General features: G+C 71.6%; 16 protein-coding genes. 9 read left to right on the top strand and 7 right to left on the bottom strand.

Features of this window, described 5'->3' with window-relative positions; genetic code table 11:
• The first annotated feature begins 21 nt into the window (after window positions 1-21).
• The 3 genes from HG542_RS09345 to HG542_RS09335 all read left to right on the top strand — a co-directional run bounded on the left by HG542_RS09345 (window position 22) and on the right by HG542_RS09335 (window position 2,278).
• Window positions 22-351, top strand: coding sequence for a hypothetical protein (locus tag HG542_RS09345; RefSeq protein ID WP_176606356.1), 330 nt, complete (start codon window positions 22-24; stop codon window positions 349-351).
• 80 nt (window positions 352-431) lie between these two features.
• Window positions 432-1,043 carry a transglycosylase SLT domain-containing protein gene (locus HG542_RS09340; protein ID WP_171079734.1) on the top strand — a complete coding sequence of 204 codons (612 nt, stop codon included), beginning with the start codon at window positions 432-434 and terminating at the stop codon, window positions 1,041-1,043.
• Window positions 1,044-1,123: 80 nt separating this feature from the next.
• Complete coding sequence (locus tag HG542_RS09335) at window positions 1,124-2,278, top strand: methyltransferase (protein WP_171079644.1); 1,155 nt, start codon at window positions 1,124-1,126, stop codon at window positions 2,276-2,278.
• Here HG542_RS09335 and HG542_RS09330 read toward each other — a convergent pair.
• The 5 genes from HG542_RS09330 to HG542_RS09310 form a co-directional block, all read right to left on the bottom strand.
• Entirely contained in the window at window positions 2,268-2,969 is a 702-nt protein-coding gene (locus HG542_RS09330) for an ester cyclase (RefSeq protein ID WP_171079643.1), read from the bottom strand. The genes HG542_RS09335 and HG542_RS09330 overlap by 11 nt on opposite strands.
• A 45-nt stretch (window positions 2,970-3,014) precedes the next feature.
• Window positions 3,015-3,389 (bottom strand): hypothetical protein, encoded by a 375-nt coding sequence (locus HG542_RS09325; RefSeq protein WP_171079642.1) that lies wholly within the window; start codon window positions 3,387-3,389, stop codon window positions 3,015-3,017.
• A 61-nt stretch (window positions 3,390-3,450) separates the two neighbouring features.
• Window positions 3,451-3,843 carry a roadblock/LC7 domain-containing protein gene (locus tag HG542_RS09320; RefSeq protein WP_373313122.1) on the bottom strand — a complete coding sequence of 131 codons (393 nt, stop codon included), beginning with the start codon at window positions 3,841-3,843 and terminating at the stop codon, window positions 3,451-3,453.
• Window positions 3,844-3,919: 76 nt separating this feature from the next.
• Window positions 3,920-4,714, bottom strand: a complete 795-nt coding sequence (locus tag HG542_RS09315; protein WP_171079641.1) for a transcriptional regulator — start codon at window positions 4,712-4,714, stop codon at window positions 3,920-3,922.
• Window positions 4,711-5,082 carry a hypothetical protein gene (locus tag HG542_RS09310; protein ID WP_176606355.1) on the bottom strand — a complete coding sequence of 124 codons (372 nt, stop codon included), beginning with the start codon at window positions 5,080-5,082 and terminating at the stop codon, window positions 4,711-4,713. The genes HG542_RS09315 and HG542_RS09310 overlap by 4 nt, the downstream gene beginning before the upstream one ends.
• Window positions 5,083-5,280: 198 nt before the next feature.
• Between HG542_RS09310 and HG542_RS09305 the strand changes: the two genes are divergently transcribed.
• Window positions 5,281-5,772: a hypothetical protein gene (locus tag HG542_RS09305; protein WP_171079639.1), complete on the top strand. Its 492-nt coding sequence runs from the start codon at window positions 5,281-5,283 to the stop codon at window positions 5,770-5,772.
• A 291-nt stretch (window positions 5,773-6,063) separates the two neighbouring features.
• On the top strand, window positions 6,064-6,510 hold the full coding sequence (locus tag HG542_RS34880) for an MmyB family transcriptional regulator (RefSeq protein ID WP_171079638.1): 447 nt from the start codon (window positions 6,064-6,066) through the stop codon (window positions 6,508-6,510).
• A 13-nt stretch (window positions 6,511-6,523) separates the two neighbouring features.
• Here the strand turns inward: HG542_RS34880 and HG542_RS09295 are convergent, their stop codons facing one another.
• On the bottom strand, window positions 6,524-8,068 hold the full coding sequence (locus HG542_RS09295) for a N,N-dimethylformamidase beta subunit family domain-containing protein (protein ID WP_171079637.1): 1,545 nt from the start codon (window positions 8,066-8,068) through the stop codon (window positions 6,524-6,526).
• Window positions 8,069-8,308: 240 nt separating this feature from the next.
• On the opposite strand from HG542_RS09295, the gene HG542_RS09290 reads away from it, so the two are divergent.
• Together HG542_RS09290 and HG542_RS09285 are read left to right on the top strand one after the other, a co-directional pair.
• The gene (locus tag HG542_RS09290) at window positions 8,309-9,604 is read left to right on the top strand and encodes a phosphatase PAP2 family protein (RefSeq protein ID WP_171079636.1); all 1,296 of its coding nucleotides are present in this window, start codon (window positions 8,309-8,311) and stop codon (window positions 9,602-9,604) included.
• 164 nt (window positions 9,605-9,768) lie between these two features.
• Window positions 9,769-10,212: a peptidase inhibitor family I36 protein gene (locus tag HG542_RS09285; protein ID WP_171079635.1), complete on the top strand. Its 444-nt coding sequence runs from the start codon at window positions 9,769-9,771 to the stop codon at window positions 10,210-10,212.
• A 31-nt stretch (window positions 10,213-10,243) separates the two neighbouring features.
• On the opposite strand, the gene gad is transcribed toward HG542_RS09285, so the two are convergent.
• Window positions 10,244-11,662: a glutamate decarboxylase gene (gene gad / locus HG542_RS09280; RefSeq protein ID WP_171079634.1), complete on the bottom strand. Its 1,419-nt coding sequence runs from the start codon at window positions 11,660-11,662 to the stop codon at window positions 10,244-10,246.
• A gap of 133 nt (window positions 11,663-11,795) precedes the next feature.
• Here gad and HG542_RS09275 point away from each other — a divergent pair, with 133 nt between their 5' ends.
• Both HG542_RS09275 and HG542_RS09270 read left to right on the top strand, forming a co-directional pair.
• Window positions 11,796-12,329: a TerD family protein gene (locus HG542_RS09275; protein ID WP_171079633.1), complete on the top strand. Its 534-nt coding sequence runs from the start codon at window positions 11,796-11,798 to the stop codon at window positions 12,327-12,329.
• Between the two features lie 41 nt (window positions 12,330-12,370).
• On the top strand, window positions 12,371-12,964 hold the full coding sequence (locus tag HG542_RS09270) for a DUF4291 domain-containing protein (RefSeq protein ID WP_171079632.1): 594 nt from the start codon (window positions 12,371-12,373) through the stop codon (window positions 12,962-12,964).
• Window positions 12,965-12,979 lie beyond the last annotated feature (15 nt).

Here is a 12,979-nt window from a genome sequence, read left to right as displayed (position 1 = left end):
ACGCGGCATCCGGAGCGACCCATGTCGGGCGACGACGGGCGAAGGAAGGTGCCGCAGGTGCCGCGGGGCAGCACACCCTCAACAGGCAGCAGGAACATCCGGATCGGTGCGGCCGTGGCCGAGATCGAGGGCCTCTACACCGCACTGCGGGCCGCGGGCCAGGGCGGGCACCGCGACCGTCTCCTCACCGAACTCGCCCAGGCCGGGCGGCGTCTGTCCGAACTGGCCCTGAGCCAGCCGTCGGACCGGACGGTCATGGTGCCGTCGCGCTCGCGCTGGCGCCGCCGCCGGGTGCTCGCCGCCAAGGGTGCGGGCTGGATCGCCGCCCGGACCTCCCGCCGGACGGGCTGAGCCCCGGCCGTCCGGCCCCGTCCGGCATAATCGGCAACCGAGGAGGCCAGGTGAGGACGAAGCACGCTGCCCGATGGGCCATGGCAACGCTGGTCGTATGCGCCCTGACGTCGTGTTCCGGCCATGATCCCGCACCTGCGTCGTCCCCCTCCGCCGAGCCGGGCGCCCCGTCGCCGAGCGCCGACGCCGGCAAGCCGCGGGCCAATGAGGATCCGTCCCACTACGCCGCACCCGTCGCCAGGTACGCGGCGCAGGCCGGGATCCACCCGCAGCTGCTGATGGCCGTCCTCTACAACGAGTCCTACAAACCGCACGACCCCGACTTCCAGCGCGCCTGGCAGAAGATCAAGCCGGACGCCGCGTTCGGCATCGCCAACATGCACAAGGCCGCCTTCGACGAGACCAAGCAGGGACGGGACTTCGCGCACCGCGACTGGCAGGAACTCCCCGACGACACGAACCTGGCCATCGAGGCCGCCGCCTGGTTCCTGCACGACCTCGCAGCGCAGCTGCCCGCCCACTGGTCCGGCCCGTACACCAGGGACGAGCTGCTCGCCCTCGGCTACAACGCCGGCGGGGGCAATATGGCCGCCTTCGCCCGCGGGGCGAAGCCCGGCGCCGATGCGCAGACCTATCTCGACCGGCTCCGCACCAACTGGTCCACGGCGGCCGCGGCCCTCAAGAAATCCTGAGACGACCCGAGACGCCCCGAGACGTTCCGGGACGTCCTGACCGGCGGCGACGGAGCGCACTCGGTTAGCCTGAGGGCACAATGAACTGCTTCACGACGCCCTGGGGCGAACTCGACCTCGCCCGCTTCCCCGCGGACCCCCGCGACCCGTTCCGCGCCTGGGACGCCGCCGACGAGTACCTGCTGCGGCACCTGGCGGGGACCGACGGGGAACCGGTGGACCTGTCGGGCGCCGTGGCCGTCGTGGGCGACCGCTGGGGCGCCCTGGTGACCGCGCTCGCCGCGCACCGCCCCGTGCAGATCACCGACTCGTACCTCGGGCAACAGGCCACCCGCGCCAACCTGGCCCGCAACGGCGCCGCTCCGGACGCGGTACGGCTGCTGACGACGCAGGACACCCCGCCGGACCGGATCGACGTGCTGATCGTGCGCGTCCCCAAGAGCCTCGCGCTCCTGGAGGACCAGCTGCACCGCCTCGCCCCCGCCGTCCACGAGGGCACCGTCGTCGTGGGCACCGGCATGGTCAAGGAGATCCACACCTCGACTCTCCAGCTCTTCGAGCGCATCCTCGGGCCGACCCGGACCTCCCTGGCCGTGAAGAAGGCGCGTCTGATCTTCTGCACCCCGGACCCCGCACGCACCCCCGGCACCAACCCCTGGCCGCACACCTACACCCTGCCCACCGGCATCGGGGCGGCCTCCGGGATGACCGTCACCAACCACGCGGGCGTCTTCTGCGCCGAACGCCTCGACATCGGCACCCGGTTCTTCCTGGGCCACCTGCCGCACCGCCAGGGCCCGGACCGGGTGGTCGACCTCGGCTGCGGCAACGGCGTGCTCGGCACCGCGGCCGCCCTGGCCAACCCCGCCTCCGAAGTGACCTTCGTGGACGAGTCCTTCCAGGCCGTGGCCTCCGCGGAGGCCACCTTCCGCGCCAACGCCGGGACCGCCGCCACGGCGGAGTTCCGGGTGGGCGACGGCCTCGCGGGCGTACCGGAGGGCTCGGCGGACCTGGTCCTCAACAACCCGCCGTTCCACTCGCACCAGGCCACCACCGATGCCACGGCCCGGCGCATGTTCACCGGCTCCCGCAAGGTGCTGCGCCCCGGCGGCGAACTCTGGGTCGTCGGCAACCGCCACCTCGGCTACCACGTGAAGCTCAAGCGCATCTTCGGCAACTGCGAACTCGTCGCCGGCGACCCCAAGTTCGTCGTCCTGCGCGCCGTCAGACGCTGACCTCGCCCCCCAACTGCCGCAGCAGGCCGAGGCGGTCGTAGGTCCACCAGGCCTCCTCGATGCGGCCGTCCCGGAAGCGGAACTCCGTGACACCGGCCATCTCCGCCTGACGGCCGGTCGGCGCGATGCCCATGAACGTGCCCCGGTGCGTGCCGCGCCACGTCCAGCGGACGCAGACCCGGTCCGCCTCGGCCAGCTCGCCTTCCAGCGTGAAGCGGAAGTCGAAGGCCTGCCGCCAGTCGGCGACGGCGTTCTTCAGCGGCTCCGTGCCGACGACACTGGCCGCCTCCTGGCCGACGTCGTGGTGGCGGTAGTCGGCCAGGCACAGCTCGTCGACGAGCGAGAGATGCCCGTCCATGGCGACCTCGTCGAAGAACCGGCGCGCGGTCGCCTTGTTGAGCTGGTCCTCCCGGACGACGTCGAGGTCCGTGAACGTCGGCATGCCGTCGCAGAGCGACACCATCTCCTCGAAGATCCGGTTGGTCTCCGGGAGATTGGAATTGCTCATGGCCTTTTCGTAGGAGGGGAATTCGATGATCTCCACGTAATGGTCCGGTTCCGTGTGGTCCCGGCCGACGAGGGAGTGGGTGGCCGTGCGCTTCCCCTCGGTCTGTTCGACCCAGGCGTCCAAGAGGCGGTTCATCTCGGAGTATTTGCTGGTTCTGCAGTCAATTACCTGGACGAATGTCATGACACATCGCCTCCCGAGGTCGATTCCAGACTAGTGCCGCGGAACTCAGACCTCCAGTTCGCCCTCGATCCGCTTGAGCTGGTGCCGGGCCATGGCCAGATTGGCGCGCTTGGCGTCGAGCACCAGGTAGAGGAAGAGCCCGTTGCCGCCGCGCCCGGTCAGCAGCCTGATCAGGTGGTACTGGCTGCCGAGGGTGATCAGTATGTCCTCGATGGAGTCCTGGATGCCCAGCATCTCCATGGTCCGCAGCTTGGCCCGCACCACGTCCGTGTTCCCGGCGGCGGCGACATTCAGATCGAGCGACTGCGAGCCGCCCAGCGTGCCCAGCGCCATTCCGCTTCCATAGTCCACAAGGGCCACGCCGAGAGCTCCCTCGATCGAGCTCATCGTGTCCTTGAGGGCCGTTTCGGTGTTCAGCACGTCAATTCCTTTTCAGGGTGAGGTGTTTCCCGGCGAATCCGCCGGATGAAGGGGGAAGGCCTCAGGGCCGGGCCTGGCGCTCCAGCGTGCCTTCGACCAGCGCGGCGATCCGCGGGCCCGTCCTGCGGGCCTCCAGGTTCAGCCGGCCGACGTTGGCCTCGGCCGACGCGAGCAGCGTCAGCACGCACGAGGTCCCGGCCGCGTAGGTGGCCACGTAGCCGCGCTCGCCGGAGACGAGCAGTTCCCGGAAACCGCCGTGGCCCACGGCCTCCGTCAGCCGGGCGCCCACGCCCAGCGCCGCGGCGGTCAGCGCCGCGAGGCCGTCCGGTTCCACGTCGCCGACCACGTGCGCGATCACCAGCCCGTCCTTGCTGGCCACCAGCGCACCGGTCAGGTGCGGGACCCGGACACGTAGCCCCTGGAGCTCGGAGAGCACCTCGGGTGCGGCGGTCATCGGCTGCCTCCTTCCGGCGAACTGTCTCAGGGCGCGCCGCATCATGAGCGCGGTGCGGCGGGGGTCATGGACCGGGTCACAGAGCCTCCAGTGCGTCACGGATCCGGTACAGCAGGGAGATCTCCGGAACGGCCGGGTCCGCGGCCCGGGGCGTGGGACCGCCCGGCGCCGGAACCCCTGCCTCCGGGGTACGGACCAGCCCGGCGGCCGCCAGCCGCCGGACGTCGAGCAGTGTGGCGAAGGCCGAGCGCCCCAGGGCCCGGGCGATCTGCAGCGGGGTGCGCACGCCGTCGGCCGCCGCCAGGACGGCCCGCCGCCCGCACGTCGGCTCGTCGCATCCGGCCCCCCCGGCCCCCGCACCGGAGGCCGGGACGACCGGGGCCACGTCCACCTCCGGCCGCGGCCAGGCGAGTTCGAGCAAGGCGCGCCGCCGGCTCACCTCGCGCTGCAGGACGGACACGGGTACCGGCCGCACCGGCCCGAACCAGTGCCGCGCCTCCTTCAGGAACCGGTCCGGTGCCTGCTGGGAGCGGTCGAGCGGGAAGAGGACGAAGTAGGCGGCGTCGAACAGCGCGCTCAGATGGCACAGTTCGAGCTCGCCCCGGCTCAGCCGGCCACGCTCGACCAGGAAGCACCCGGCCCGGTAGTCCGGCCCGCCGGTCTCGACCGCTTCCTCCCACTCCTGCGCCGACAACCGCCCGCCGGCGGTGAGCCGCCACCCCACGTCCGGCACCGCCGGACTCTCGGCGTGCACCACGGCGCCGTCGGCGAGGTAGAGCGCCCCGACCCGGCCGTGCAGCGCACCGGTGGCCCCGGTCGCGGCGAGCCGGGTCAGCACGGCGCCGGGTGCGGTGTCCGTCGCGCCGGTCATGCCGGCACCAGCCGGGCGGTGATGTCCTTGAGCCGGAACAGGGCCACCGCCAGATTGGCCTCGGTGCGGTCGAGCCACAGGTAGAGGAAGACGCTGCTGTCGAAGGAGGTCTCGACGAAGCGGATCAGGTGGTAACTGTCCTGTGCGGTGACGATCATGTCCTCGACCGGACCCGGCCCCGGCCGCGGGCCGGCCGCGGCGGTGAACGCCCCGCTCTCGAAGGCCAGCCGGGCCAGCTCGGCGACCTCCGCCGCCGTGGTCTCGTGGTCGCGGCCCGTCCCCGCCTCGGGGCTGCAGCCCGCCGCCCCGAGGGCCAGCCCGCTGCTCCAGTCCACCAGACTCGCGCCCCGGGCCCCCGGGATGGTCATGGCCTCGGCTAAGCACCCGTCGATACCGGTCACACGATCCTCTCCCGATTACCAGTGGCGTGCCCCGTGCGACGGAAGGTAACCGATAAAAGCACTCGGACGTGAGGGATTTGGCATTTTCCATCGGCACATCTGCCCCCAGTGGTAGGGGAGGCTGCCGCCGGTTCCGGGTCCGCGCAGGTCGCGTAGGGTGGCGGGATGACGACCCACGCCGTCGAAGCCGCCGCCGTCGCCCTGCACCGGGGCATGTGGACCCCGATCCCCGAGGAACTGACCCTGGCCAGTGAGTTCTTCGCCCGCCGAGAGCAGCTGGAGCAGCGCCTGCTGCCCGGAATGCCCCCCTGCCGCACCCCGCAGGGCTGGGTGACCCAGCACGTCCTCTGGCTGGAAGACGCCGCCCGCGTCGCCGACGAACTGCTGGCGCTCTGGCGGGACTATCTGCCGGGCAGTCACATGGTGGTGCTGCTGCAGGCCTACGCGGACCACGCACGTCGGGTCGGGCCGCTGGCGCAGCAGCTGACCCGGGCGTGGGCGACGGAACGGCCGGGCTCCTGCTCGCACCAGGAGACGGTGTGGTGGGAGGACTGGCACCTTCCTGCCGAGCAGCGGCGGCAGTTGGACGAGCTGACGCACAGCACGATCGTGATCGGCTCGGTGATGGTGTCGGCGCTTTCGCAGGCGGGGTACTAGGCCGGGCCGCCCCGGAGGGGCGCGGGGCTGTGCTGGATCATGCGGCTCCGCCGCGTGGGCGCGCGAGTAACCACGACGCGCCCGCAGTCGAAGTTCCCGGGGCTTCGCCCCGGACCCCAGGGGTGGTGCGTCGGCTGCAGGCCGTCTGTGGCTGGTCGCGCAGTTCCCCGCGCCCCTACGGGGCGCGGTTCGGCGCCGGCACCTGGACGGAGTTCCGGCGACAGCGTCGGCGGCGTATCGCCGCAGTAGTCGAACACGGCCTGTACCGGCGTGTCCCGTGTGAGGTAGAGCGTGACCCCGAGCCAGAGGAAGAACACCGGCCGCGCGCGTCTTCTTCGACTTCCCCCGGATTCCGCCGCAGGACCGCTCGCTCGGCCGGCTCATGTTCACCCGTCCCCGCGCCCGTTCGCTGTTCCTCGGCTGGGAGGGCACGGCACGCGAGAGGAGACGGTACGCCGGCCGTACGACCCCGAACTCGCCCCCCGCGTCGGCGGGTTGCTGGCCGGGAGCGCCGACTTCCGGCGGCTGTGGACGGCCCAGTTCCCCTTCGACGCGGCCCGTGAACCCTCCAGGCCGGCGTGCCCCGAACTCGGCACCACGCTGCGGCTGTCCTGGGAGGCGTTCGAGCCGGCGGACGCCGGCGACGCGTGGATGGTCGTCTGCACCGCGGCCGAGGGATCGCCGTCGGCCGACGCCCTGCGCACGCCGGCCAACCGCCCTGCCGTACCGGCAGGGTGAGGGCGCTGTGCCCTCACCACAGGTTCCGCCCGGCCCATATCGGGTCCCCTGCGTACGGGTCGTACGCCTCCAGGTTGTCCGCGGCCGGGTGTTCGCGCCCGGCCGGCCCGCTCGCGAACGCCCGCAGCAGGTTCGCCGTCACCCGGCCCGTGAACCGCGCCGCCCCCGGCGGTATCCCGTGCCCGCCGTCCCCCGTCAGCGACTCCACCCACCGCATGGTGCCGCTGTTGAACACCCCGGCCCCGCTGCCCACCGTGTAGTACGCGGTGTCCGCGAACGACCGCACCCCGCGGCACACCAGCCGCGAGTGGGCCAGGATCTCGATCGGGCGCGGGGTGGCCGGGCCGGCGTCGACCCGGTCGTACTCCGTGCCCACCAGGTTCGGGAAGGCCGTGCCGCGCACCGCCCCGGTGCCCTCCAGGAGCCAGTGGCCGGGCTCGGCCACCACATAGTCCGCGGTCGTCGGGTTCGACTCGTACAGCGTGCCGGTCAGCGCGTTCTCCGGATCCGCGTGCGGCGGCTCGCGCCAGTCCGTCGTCACGGCCGCGTCGTCCTTGCCGTACAGCGGATCCCGGCGCCAGTCCGTCTTGTAGCAGACGACCAGGCGCTGCTCCAGGCGGATGCGGCGGAAGCAGGCGTTCGCCCCGAGGAAGGCGACGTTGGTGCCGGCGTCCCGGGCGGCCGTGACATGCGCCCGCATCGCCGGGGTCCAGTACTCGTCATGGCCCAGCGAGACGACGGCGTGCGCGCCGTGCAGCAGCTGCGGGTCGCGGTCGAGGTCCATCGAGGTGGTGTACGCGAGCGGCAGCCCCAGCCGTTCCGCGAGCGCGATGGCGGGCTGCTCGTACGTGGTGAACAGCGGCGCGCCGTCCCGGTCGTACGGCCGGTCGCAGCTGACCGCGAGCGAGCGCGAGCCGGAGTCGTCCTTGCCGCCGGGGCCGTAGTAGAGGCTGTATCCGCCCCAGGTGTTGTACGCCTGCCAGGTGGCGACCGCGTTGACCAGGACGAGCCTGCCGGCGGTGCTCGCGGACCGGACGGTGAGGGGTATGTGGCGCTGGTCGCCGGAGTCGGCGGTGAGCCGGATCAGGTACGCGCCTTCGGGCCAGCCGCGGGTGGAGACCCGGAGCGACGGCTGCCAGGAGGCGGCGACGGTCCGCGTCTCGCCGGCCGGCCGGGCCGGGGGCTGTGCGGTGCCGGGTATGCGCTCCGACGCCCAGACCTTGCGCGCCTGGGCACCCCCGTACCAGCCCATCCGGAAGGCCTCGGCGCGGAAGCCCTTGGCCGTGGTGGAGACGCACAGGGAGAACGCCTCTCCCGGCAGCACGCTGACGCGGTCCGCGTACCCCTCGACCGCACGGTCCGCGCCCCGCTGCCGCAGTCCCCAGTCGCGGTCGCCGGGACGCCCGTTCTCGGCCGGCACCGACAGCATCCCGTCGCCCGCGGTACCCGCCTCCGGGCCGGAGCCGGAATCCGCCGTGCACCCGGCGAGGAACACACCGGCCCCCGCCGCGGCGCCCGCGCCGAGGAAGTGCCGCCGGTCCCATTCCTGCTCGCCCATGTCGGGCTCATTACGCGCGAGTGCGTACGGCCCTGCAACCGCAGAGCGGAACGCCCTGCTCCGATCGGGTTTCCCGTGCCGCCGGACCGCGCCTCCGGCCGCTCCGATAGCATGTTCGACCTGTCGATGATCACTCATCGTCGGTCCCTCACGGAAAACATGCAGCCCAGCACGACGAGCACATTCCTTTGACCAACATCCAGTAAATCGGCCAGATAATTGATATCCACATCATCGCGAATGCCTTCGCGAATAAAATTGCGGACGATACTGTGGGCCGCGGCGGGTGCGGTGGCCCTCGGATTTCTCATCGCACTGGAAATCGCCGCGCGTCACTACGGCCTGCCGGGGCCGATGACCAATCAGGCGAAGGAGGTGATACTCGCCCCCAAATCGGGGCCGCTGCTGTACGGCAGCATGGGATTGATGATGGTCGTGCTCACCTGGCGGGAACGGTTCATCGCAGCCGGCATCGCCGTCGGCATCGACATCGCCTTCTTCCTGGTGCGGTGGGCGGTCGGCGCCAAGATGATGTTCGGCAACGGCGCGTTGTGGGTGGTCCTGGGCTATGCGGTCATCGCCGTCACCCGGCGCACCGGCCGGGAACGCACCCTGCTGCTGAAGGGCGTCGCACTGGGCCTGCTGCTGGTGGCCGGCCGTAAAACCGGCGACACCTGGCTGCTCATCACGTCGAAGACCCGCCCCATGGTGCTCGACCAGTATCTGGCGACCGCCGACCACGCGCTGGGCAACCCCTCGTGGCTGGTGGGCCGGCTGGTCAGGGCGAGCGGTCCGATCGGCTCCCACCTTCTCGACTACGTCTACATCCAGCTCGCGGTGGCCGCGGTCGTGGTCGCCCTGTATCAGCTGCGCAACGTGGCGGCCGAGCGGCGGTTCCCGCGCCACCACCTGGTGCGCACCTTCCTGGTGATAGGCCTCCTCGGGCCAGGCATCTACATGATCTTCCCGGTCGTCGGACCGACCTTCGCCTACGGCGCCGACGGCGGGCACTGGGCGGTGGCCACCAGCTGGCCGGACGCGCTGCCGAGCGGGCTGCCGCACCACATGCCGTTCGACGAGATCACCCCGCGCAACTGCATGCCAAGCCTGCACACGGCGTGGGCCACCGCGATCTTCATCCATTCCCGCAAGGGCCCGAGGATTCTGCGGTTCTTCGGTGCGTTCTGGCTGGTCGCCACGCTCGGCGCCACGCTGGGATTCGGCTACCACTACGGCACGGACATCATCGCCGGTGTGGTGTTCACGCTGACCATCGAGGCGGCGCTGCGCTCGCAGGAACGCGGCTGGGAACGCTCGGGAATCCGGCTGGCCGCTTACGGCGCCGTGGTCTTCGCCGCACTTCTGGTGGCGTACCGCTATCTGCCGGTGGAAATGGCCGGACACCCGTGGATCTTCGGACCGCTTCTCCTGCTGGCGATGGCGTCGGTGATCTACGGCTATGTACGGACCGTCGGTCAGTGGGAACCGAAGCCCGCACCGGTGCGGAAGCTGGAACCGCAGCCCGAACCGGTGTGAAACCGGGCCGGGCCCCGCAGGGTGCCCGGCGTCAACCCCGGACCCGTTGTGTCCCCCCGACGGCTGGACCGCCGCGGCCCGCGGAACCGACAACCGTCTCGGCGGTTAAGCGCATAGTCGCCATCCGCCGGGCCGGTTCCGGCCCATGCCCCTCAGGGAGACATATGCTTCAGCGCCTCGCAGCGACCGCACTCGGCCTCGTCCTCTCGGCCGCAGGAGTCATGGGGGCGGCCGTCCCGGCCGGCGCCCACGGGGACGACCACGGCACCCTGGGGCATGGGATCGGGCGCGCCGTCGGGCACGACGAATGCACTGCGGGCAACATCTGCTTCTGGTCCGAACCCGGCTTCCGCGGCGAGAAGACCGTCTACAAGTCGGCGCTCGTGGAATGCACCCGCATCGTCAAGCCGTCCGCCGACGCCCCGGAACGGCTCATGACCGCCCGCTCGGTGAAGAACCGCACCGACCGTACCGTCGTCATCGGCTACAACGACCCGCTGTGCCTGGTCCCCAGCAGCATCACCGCCTCACGGACCCCGCTCCACCTCTCCGCCCTGTCCGACAACGCCGACCTCGGTGCCGGCATCCGGTACATCCGCTCCACCTGACGGGCACCCCGCCGGGCCCCGGCTCCTGCCGTCAGTGATGGAACGCCGTCGCCACGCTCTCGGGCCGTCCCAACGGCCCGTGCTGGCGGCGGAGTTCGGGCAGCAGGGAGCGCAGGTCCTCCAGGAAATGCTCGGCGAGGTCGAGCGAGAAGCCGTTGCGGCAGACGACGCGGAGCACCGACAGGTCCTCGCGGTTCGGGGGGAAGGAGTACGCCGGGACCAGCCAGCCCCGCTCGCGCAGCCGGCGCGAGACGTCGAACACGTCGTAGCTGTCGACTCCGCCGGCCGTGGTGAAGGCGAAGACCGGCAGCTCGTCGCCGCGGGTCAGCAGGCGGAAGTCGCCCATGGCGCCGATGCCTTCGGACAGGGTGCAGGCCACGTCCCGCGCGTTCTGCTGCACGGCGCGGAAGCCCTCGCGGCCCAGCCGCAGGAAGGTGTAGTACTGCGCGGCCACCTGGGCCCCGGGGCGGGAGAAGTTCAGCGCGAAGGTCGGCATGTCGCCGCCGAGGTAGTTGACGCGGAAGACCAGTTCCTCGGGCAGCGCCTCGTGGCTCCGCCACAGCGCCCAGCCGACCCCCGGGTAGACCAGCCCGTACTTGTGGCCCGACGTGTTGATGGACGTCACCCGCGGCAGGCGGAAGTCCCACACGAGGTCCTCGTCGAGGAACGGCGCGATCATCGCCCCGGACGCGCCGTCCACGTGGACCGGCACGTCCAGCCCCGTCCGCTCCTGCAACGCGTCGAGAGCGGCGCACACGTCGGCGACGGGCTCGTAGGACCCGTCGAACGTCGAGCCCAGCACGGTCACGACGCCGATGGTGTCCACATCGCACAGCGCGGCGGCGGCCTGCGGGTCGAGATGGAAGCGCTCGCCCTCCATCGGCACCTGGCGCGCCTCGACCTCCCAGAAGTTGCAGAACTTCTCCCAGCAGACCTGCACGTTGGCGCCCATCACCAGATTGGGCCGCGCGCCGCCGTGCGGATAGCGGTCCGCGTGGGCGAGTGCCCAGCGGCGTTTGAGGGCGAGCCCGGCGAGCATGCACGCCTCGCTCGACCCGGTCGTCGAACAGCCGATGGCCGAGGCCGGGTCGGGGGCGTGCCACAGGTCGGCGAGCATCGTCACGCAGCGCTGCTCGAGTTCGGCGGTGCGCGGGTACTCGTCCTTGTCGATCATGTTCTTGTCCCGGCACTCGGCCATCAGCGCCGCCGCCTGCGGTTCCATCCATGTGGTGACGAACGTCGCCAGGTTGAGGCGGGCGTTGCCGTCGAGCATCAGCTCGTCGCGGACGAACTGGTAGGCCGTGTGCGGGGCCATCGGTCCGTCCGGAAGACGCAGCCGGGGCGGTTCCACCGCCATGCCGGCGACGGGGTCGGCCTCGCCGTAGAAGGGATTGACCGCATAGCCGCGCTTGCGGGCCGCGCCGGCGCGGCCGCCCTTGTGCAGTGCCATAACCGTGACAATACGGACCGAATCTCCGCAGGGGGCGGGGGCTCACCGCGGGGCCGCGCCGCGGATATCGATCCCCTGCACGGGGTACGTGCATCAGCACGGAGTGGGTGGCGGCGCCAGGGAGGGCAGCCCGGTGAGCGGACTGAACAAGGGGATCGAGCGGGTCGGGGTACAGCTCAGCTGGGATCCCGCACCCGCGGGGGCGCCGGATCACGACCTGGACCTCATCGCGGCGACGTACCGCACCGACGACAGGTACGGCGACCCCGCATATCTGGTGCACTTCGACAGCCGGGCACCCGACGGCACGATCACGCTCCACCGGGACAGCCGCACGGGCCGGGGCTTCGGCGCCGACGAGGCCATGACGCTGGAGCTGGGCCGGCTGTCCGAGTCCTACGGCCGCGTGGTGGTGGGCGTGGCCATCCAGCAGGGCGGCGGACGCCTGACGTTCGGCGACGTCGCCCGCCCCGGAGTCCGTATCACCGAGGGGTACCGCGAGCTCGCCGTGGAGGGCTTCGCCTCCGTCGCGTGGGCGACGGCCGCGGCGGTCGCGGAGTTCGTCCGAGACGGGGCGGGGGCCTGGGTCCACCGTCCCGGCGTCAGGGGGTTCGACGCGGACCCGACGGCCTTCGCGGAACAGATGGGCAGGAAGCCGGAGGCGTAATCCAGTGGCGCCCGCGGGCCGTTCGCCTGCACTCTGACCCGGTGAAAGAACCCGAACACCGGATCAGGGCGCAGTACGGCGCGTCCACCGTCACCGTCTACCAGGCCTATGACCCCGGGATCGGGCTGCCCGCCGCGCGCGACGGCCGGTTCCCTCCCGCCTGGAAGAGGGACCGGATGACATGGATCAAACCCTCGTTCCTGTGGATGATGTACCGCTGCGGCTGGGGCACCAAGGAGGGGCAGCAGACCGTCCTGGCCGTCGAGATCACCCGCGAGGGCTTCGAGTGGGCGCTGCGCCACTCCTGCCTCTCGCACTACGCGCCCGGTGTGCACGCCGACCGGGAGGACTGGAAGCGGCAGTTGACGGCCGCGCCGGCGCGGGTGCAGTGGGACCCCGAGCGCGATCTGCACCTGCAGCCGCTGCCCCACCGCTCGTTGCAGCTGGGTTTGTCGGGGGAGGCATCGCGCCGGTACGCCGACGAATGGACCGTCGCCATCCGTGACGTGACGCCGCTCGCGGCCGGGATCCGTGCGCACGTCCGCGAAGGCCGCACGGAACAGGCGGCCGCGCTGCTGCCCGAGGAGCGGCCCTACCCGGCGGACGACGAACTCCTCCGGCACCTGCGGCGCTGACGGCCCGTCCGCGCG

The organism is Streptomyces morookaense (assembly GCF_013030945.1).
In the GTDB taxonomy this organism is placed as follows: domain Bacteria; phylum Actinomycetota; class Actinomycetes; order Streptomycetales; family Streptomycetaceae; genus Streptomyces; species Streptomyces morookaensis.
This window is presented reverse-complemented; position numbering and strand designations above follow the sequence as displayed.

Coding starts and splice junctions, on each gene's coding strand:
- HG542_RS09345 (WP_176606356.1), top strand. CDS start 22: ATGTCGGGCGACGACGGGCGAAGGAAGGTGCCGCAGGTGCCGCGGGGC.
- HG542_RS09320 (WP_373313122.1), bottom strand. CDS start 3,843: ATGACCGCCGCACCCGAGGTGCTCTCCGAGCTCCAGGGGCTACGTGTC.
- HG542_RS09290 (WP_171079636.1), top strand. CDS start 8,309: ATGCCTTCGCGAATAAAATTGCGGACGATACTGTGGGCCGCGGCGGGT.
- HG542_RS09285 (WP_171079635.1), top strand. CDS start 9,769: ATGCTTCAGCGCCTCGCAGCGACCGCACTCGGCCTCGTCCTCTCGGCC.
- gad (WP_171079634.1), bottom strand. CDS start 11,662: ATGGCACTGCACAAGGGCGGCCGCGCCGGCGCGGCCCGCAAGCGCGGC.
- HG542_RS09310 (WP_176606355.1), bottom strand. CDS start 5,082: ATGACCATCCCGGGGGCCCGGGGCGCGAGTCTGGTGGACTGGAGCAGC.
- HG542_RS09315 (WP_171079641.1), bottom strand. CDS start 4,714: ATGACCGGCGCGACGGACACCGCACCCGGCGCCGTGCTGACCCGGCTC.
- HG542_RS09295 (WP_171079637.1), bottom strand. CDS start 8,068: ATGGGCGAGCAGGAATGGGACCGGCGGCACTTCCTCGGCGCGGGCGCC.
- HG542_RS09305 (WP_171079639.1), top strand. CDS start 5,281: ATGACGACCCACGCCGTCGAAGCCGCCGCCGTCGCCCTGCACCGGGGC.
- HG542_RS09330 (WP_171079643.1), bottom strand. CDS start 2,969: ATGACATTCGTCCAGGTAATTGACTGCAGAACCAGCAAATACTCCGAG.
- HG542_RS09340 (WP_171079734.1), top strand. CDS start 432: ATGGCAACGCTGGTCGTATGCGCCCTGACGTCGTGTTCCGGCCATGAT.
- HG542_RS09335 (WP_171079644.1), top strand. CDS start 1,124: ATGAACTGCTTCACGACGCCCTGGGGCGAACTCGACCTCGCCCGCTTC.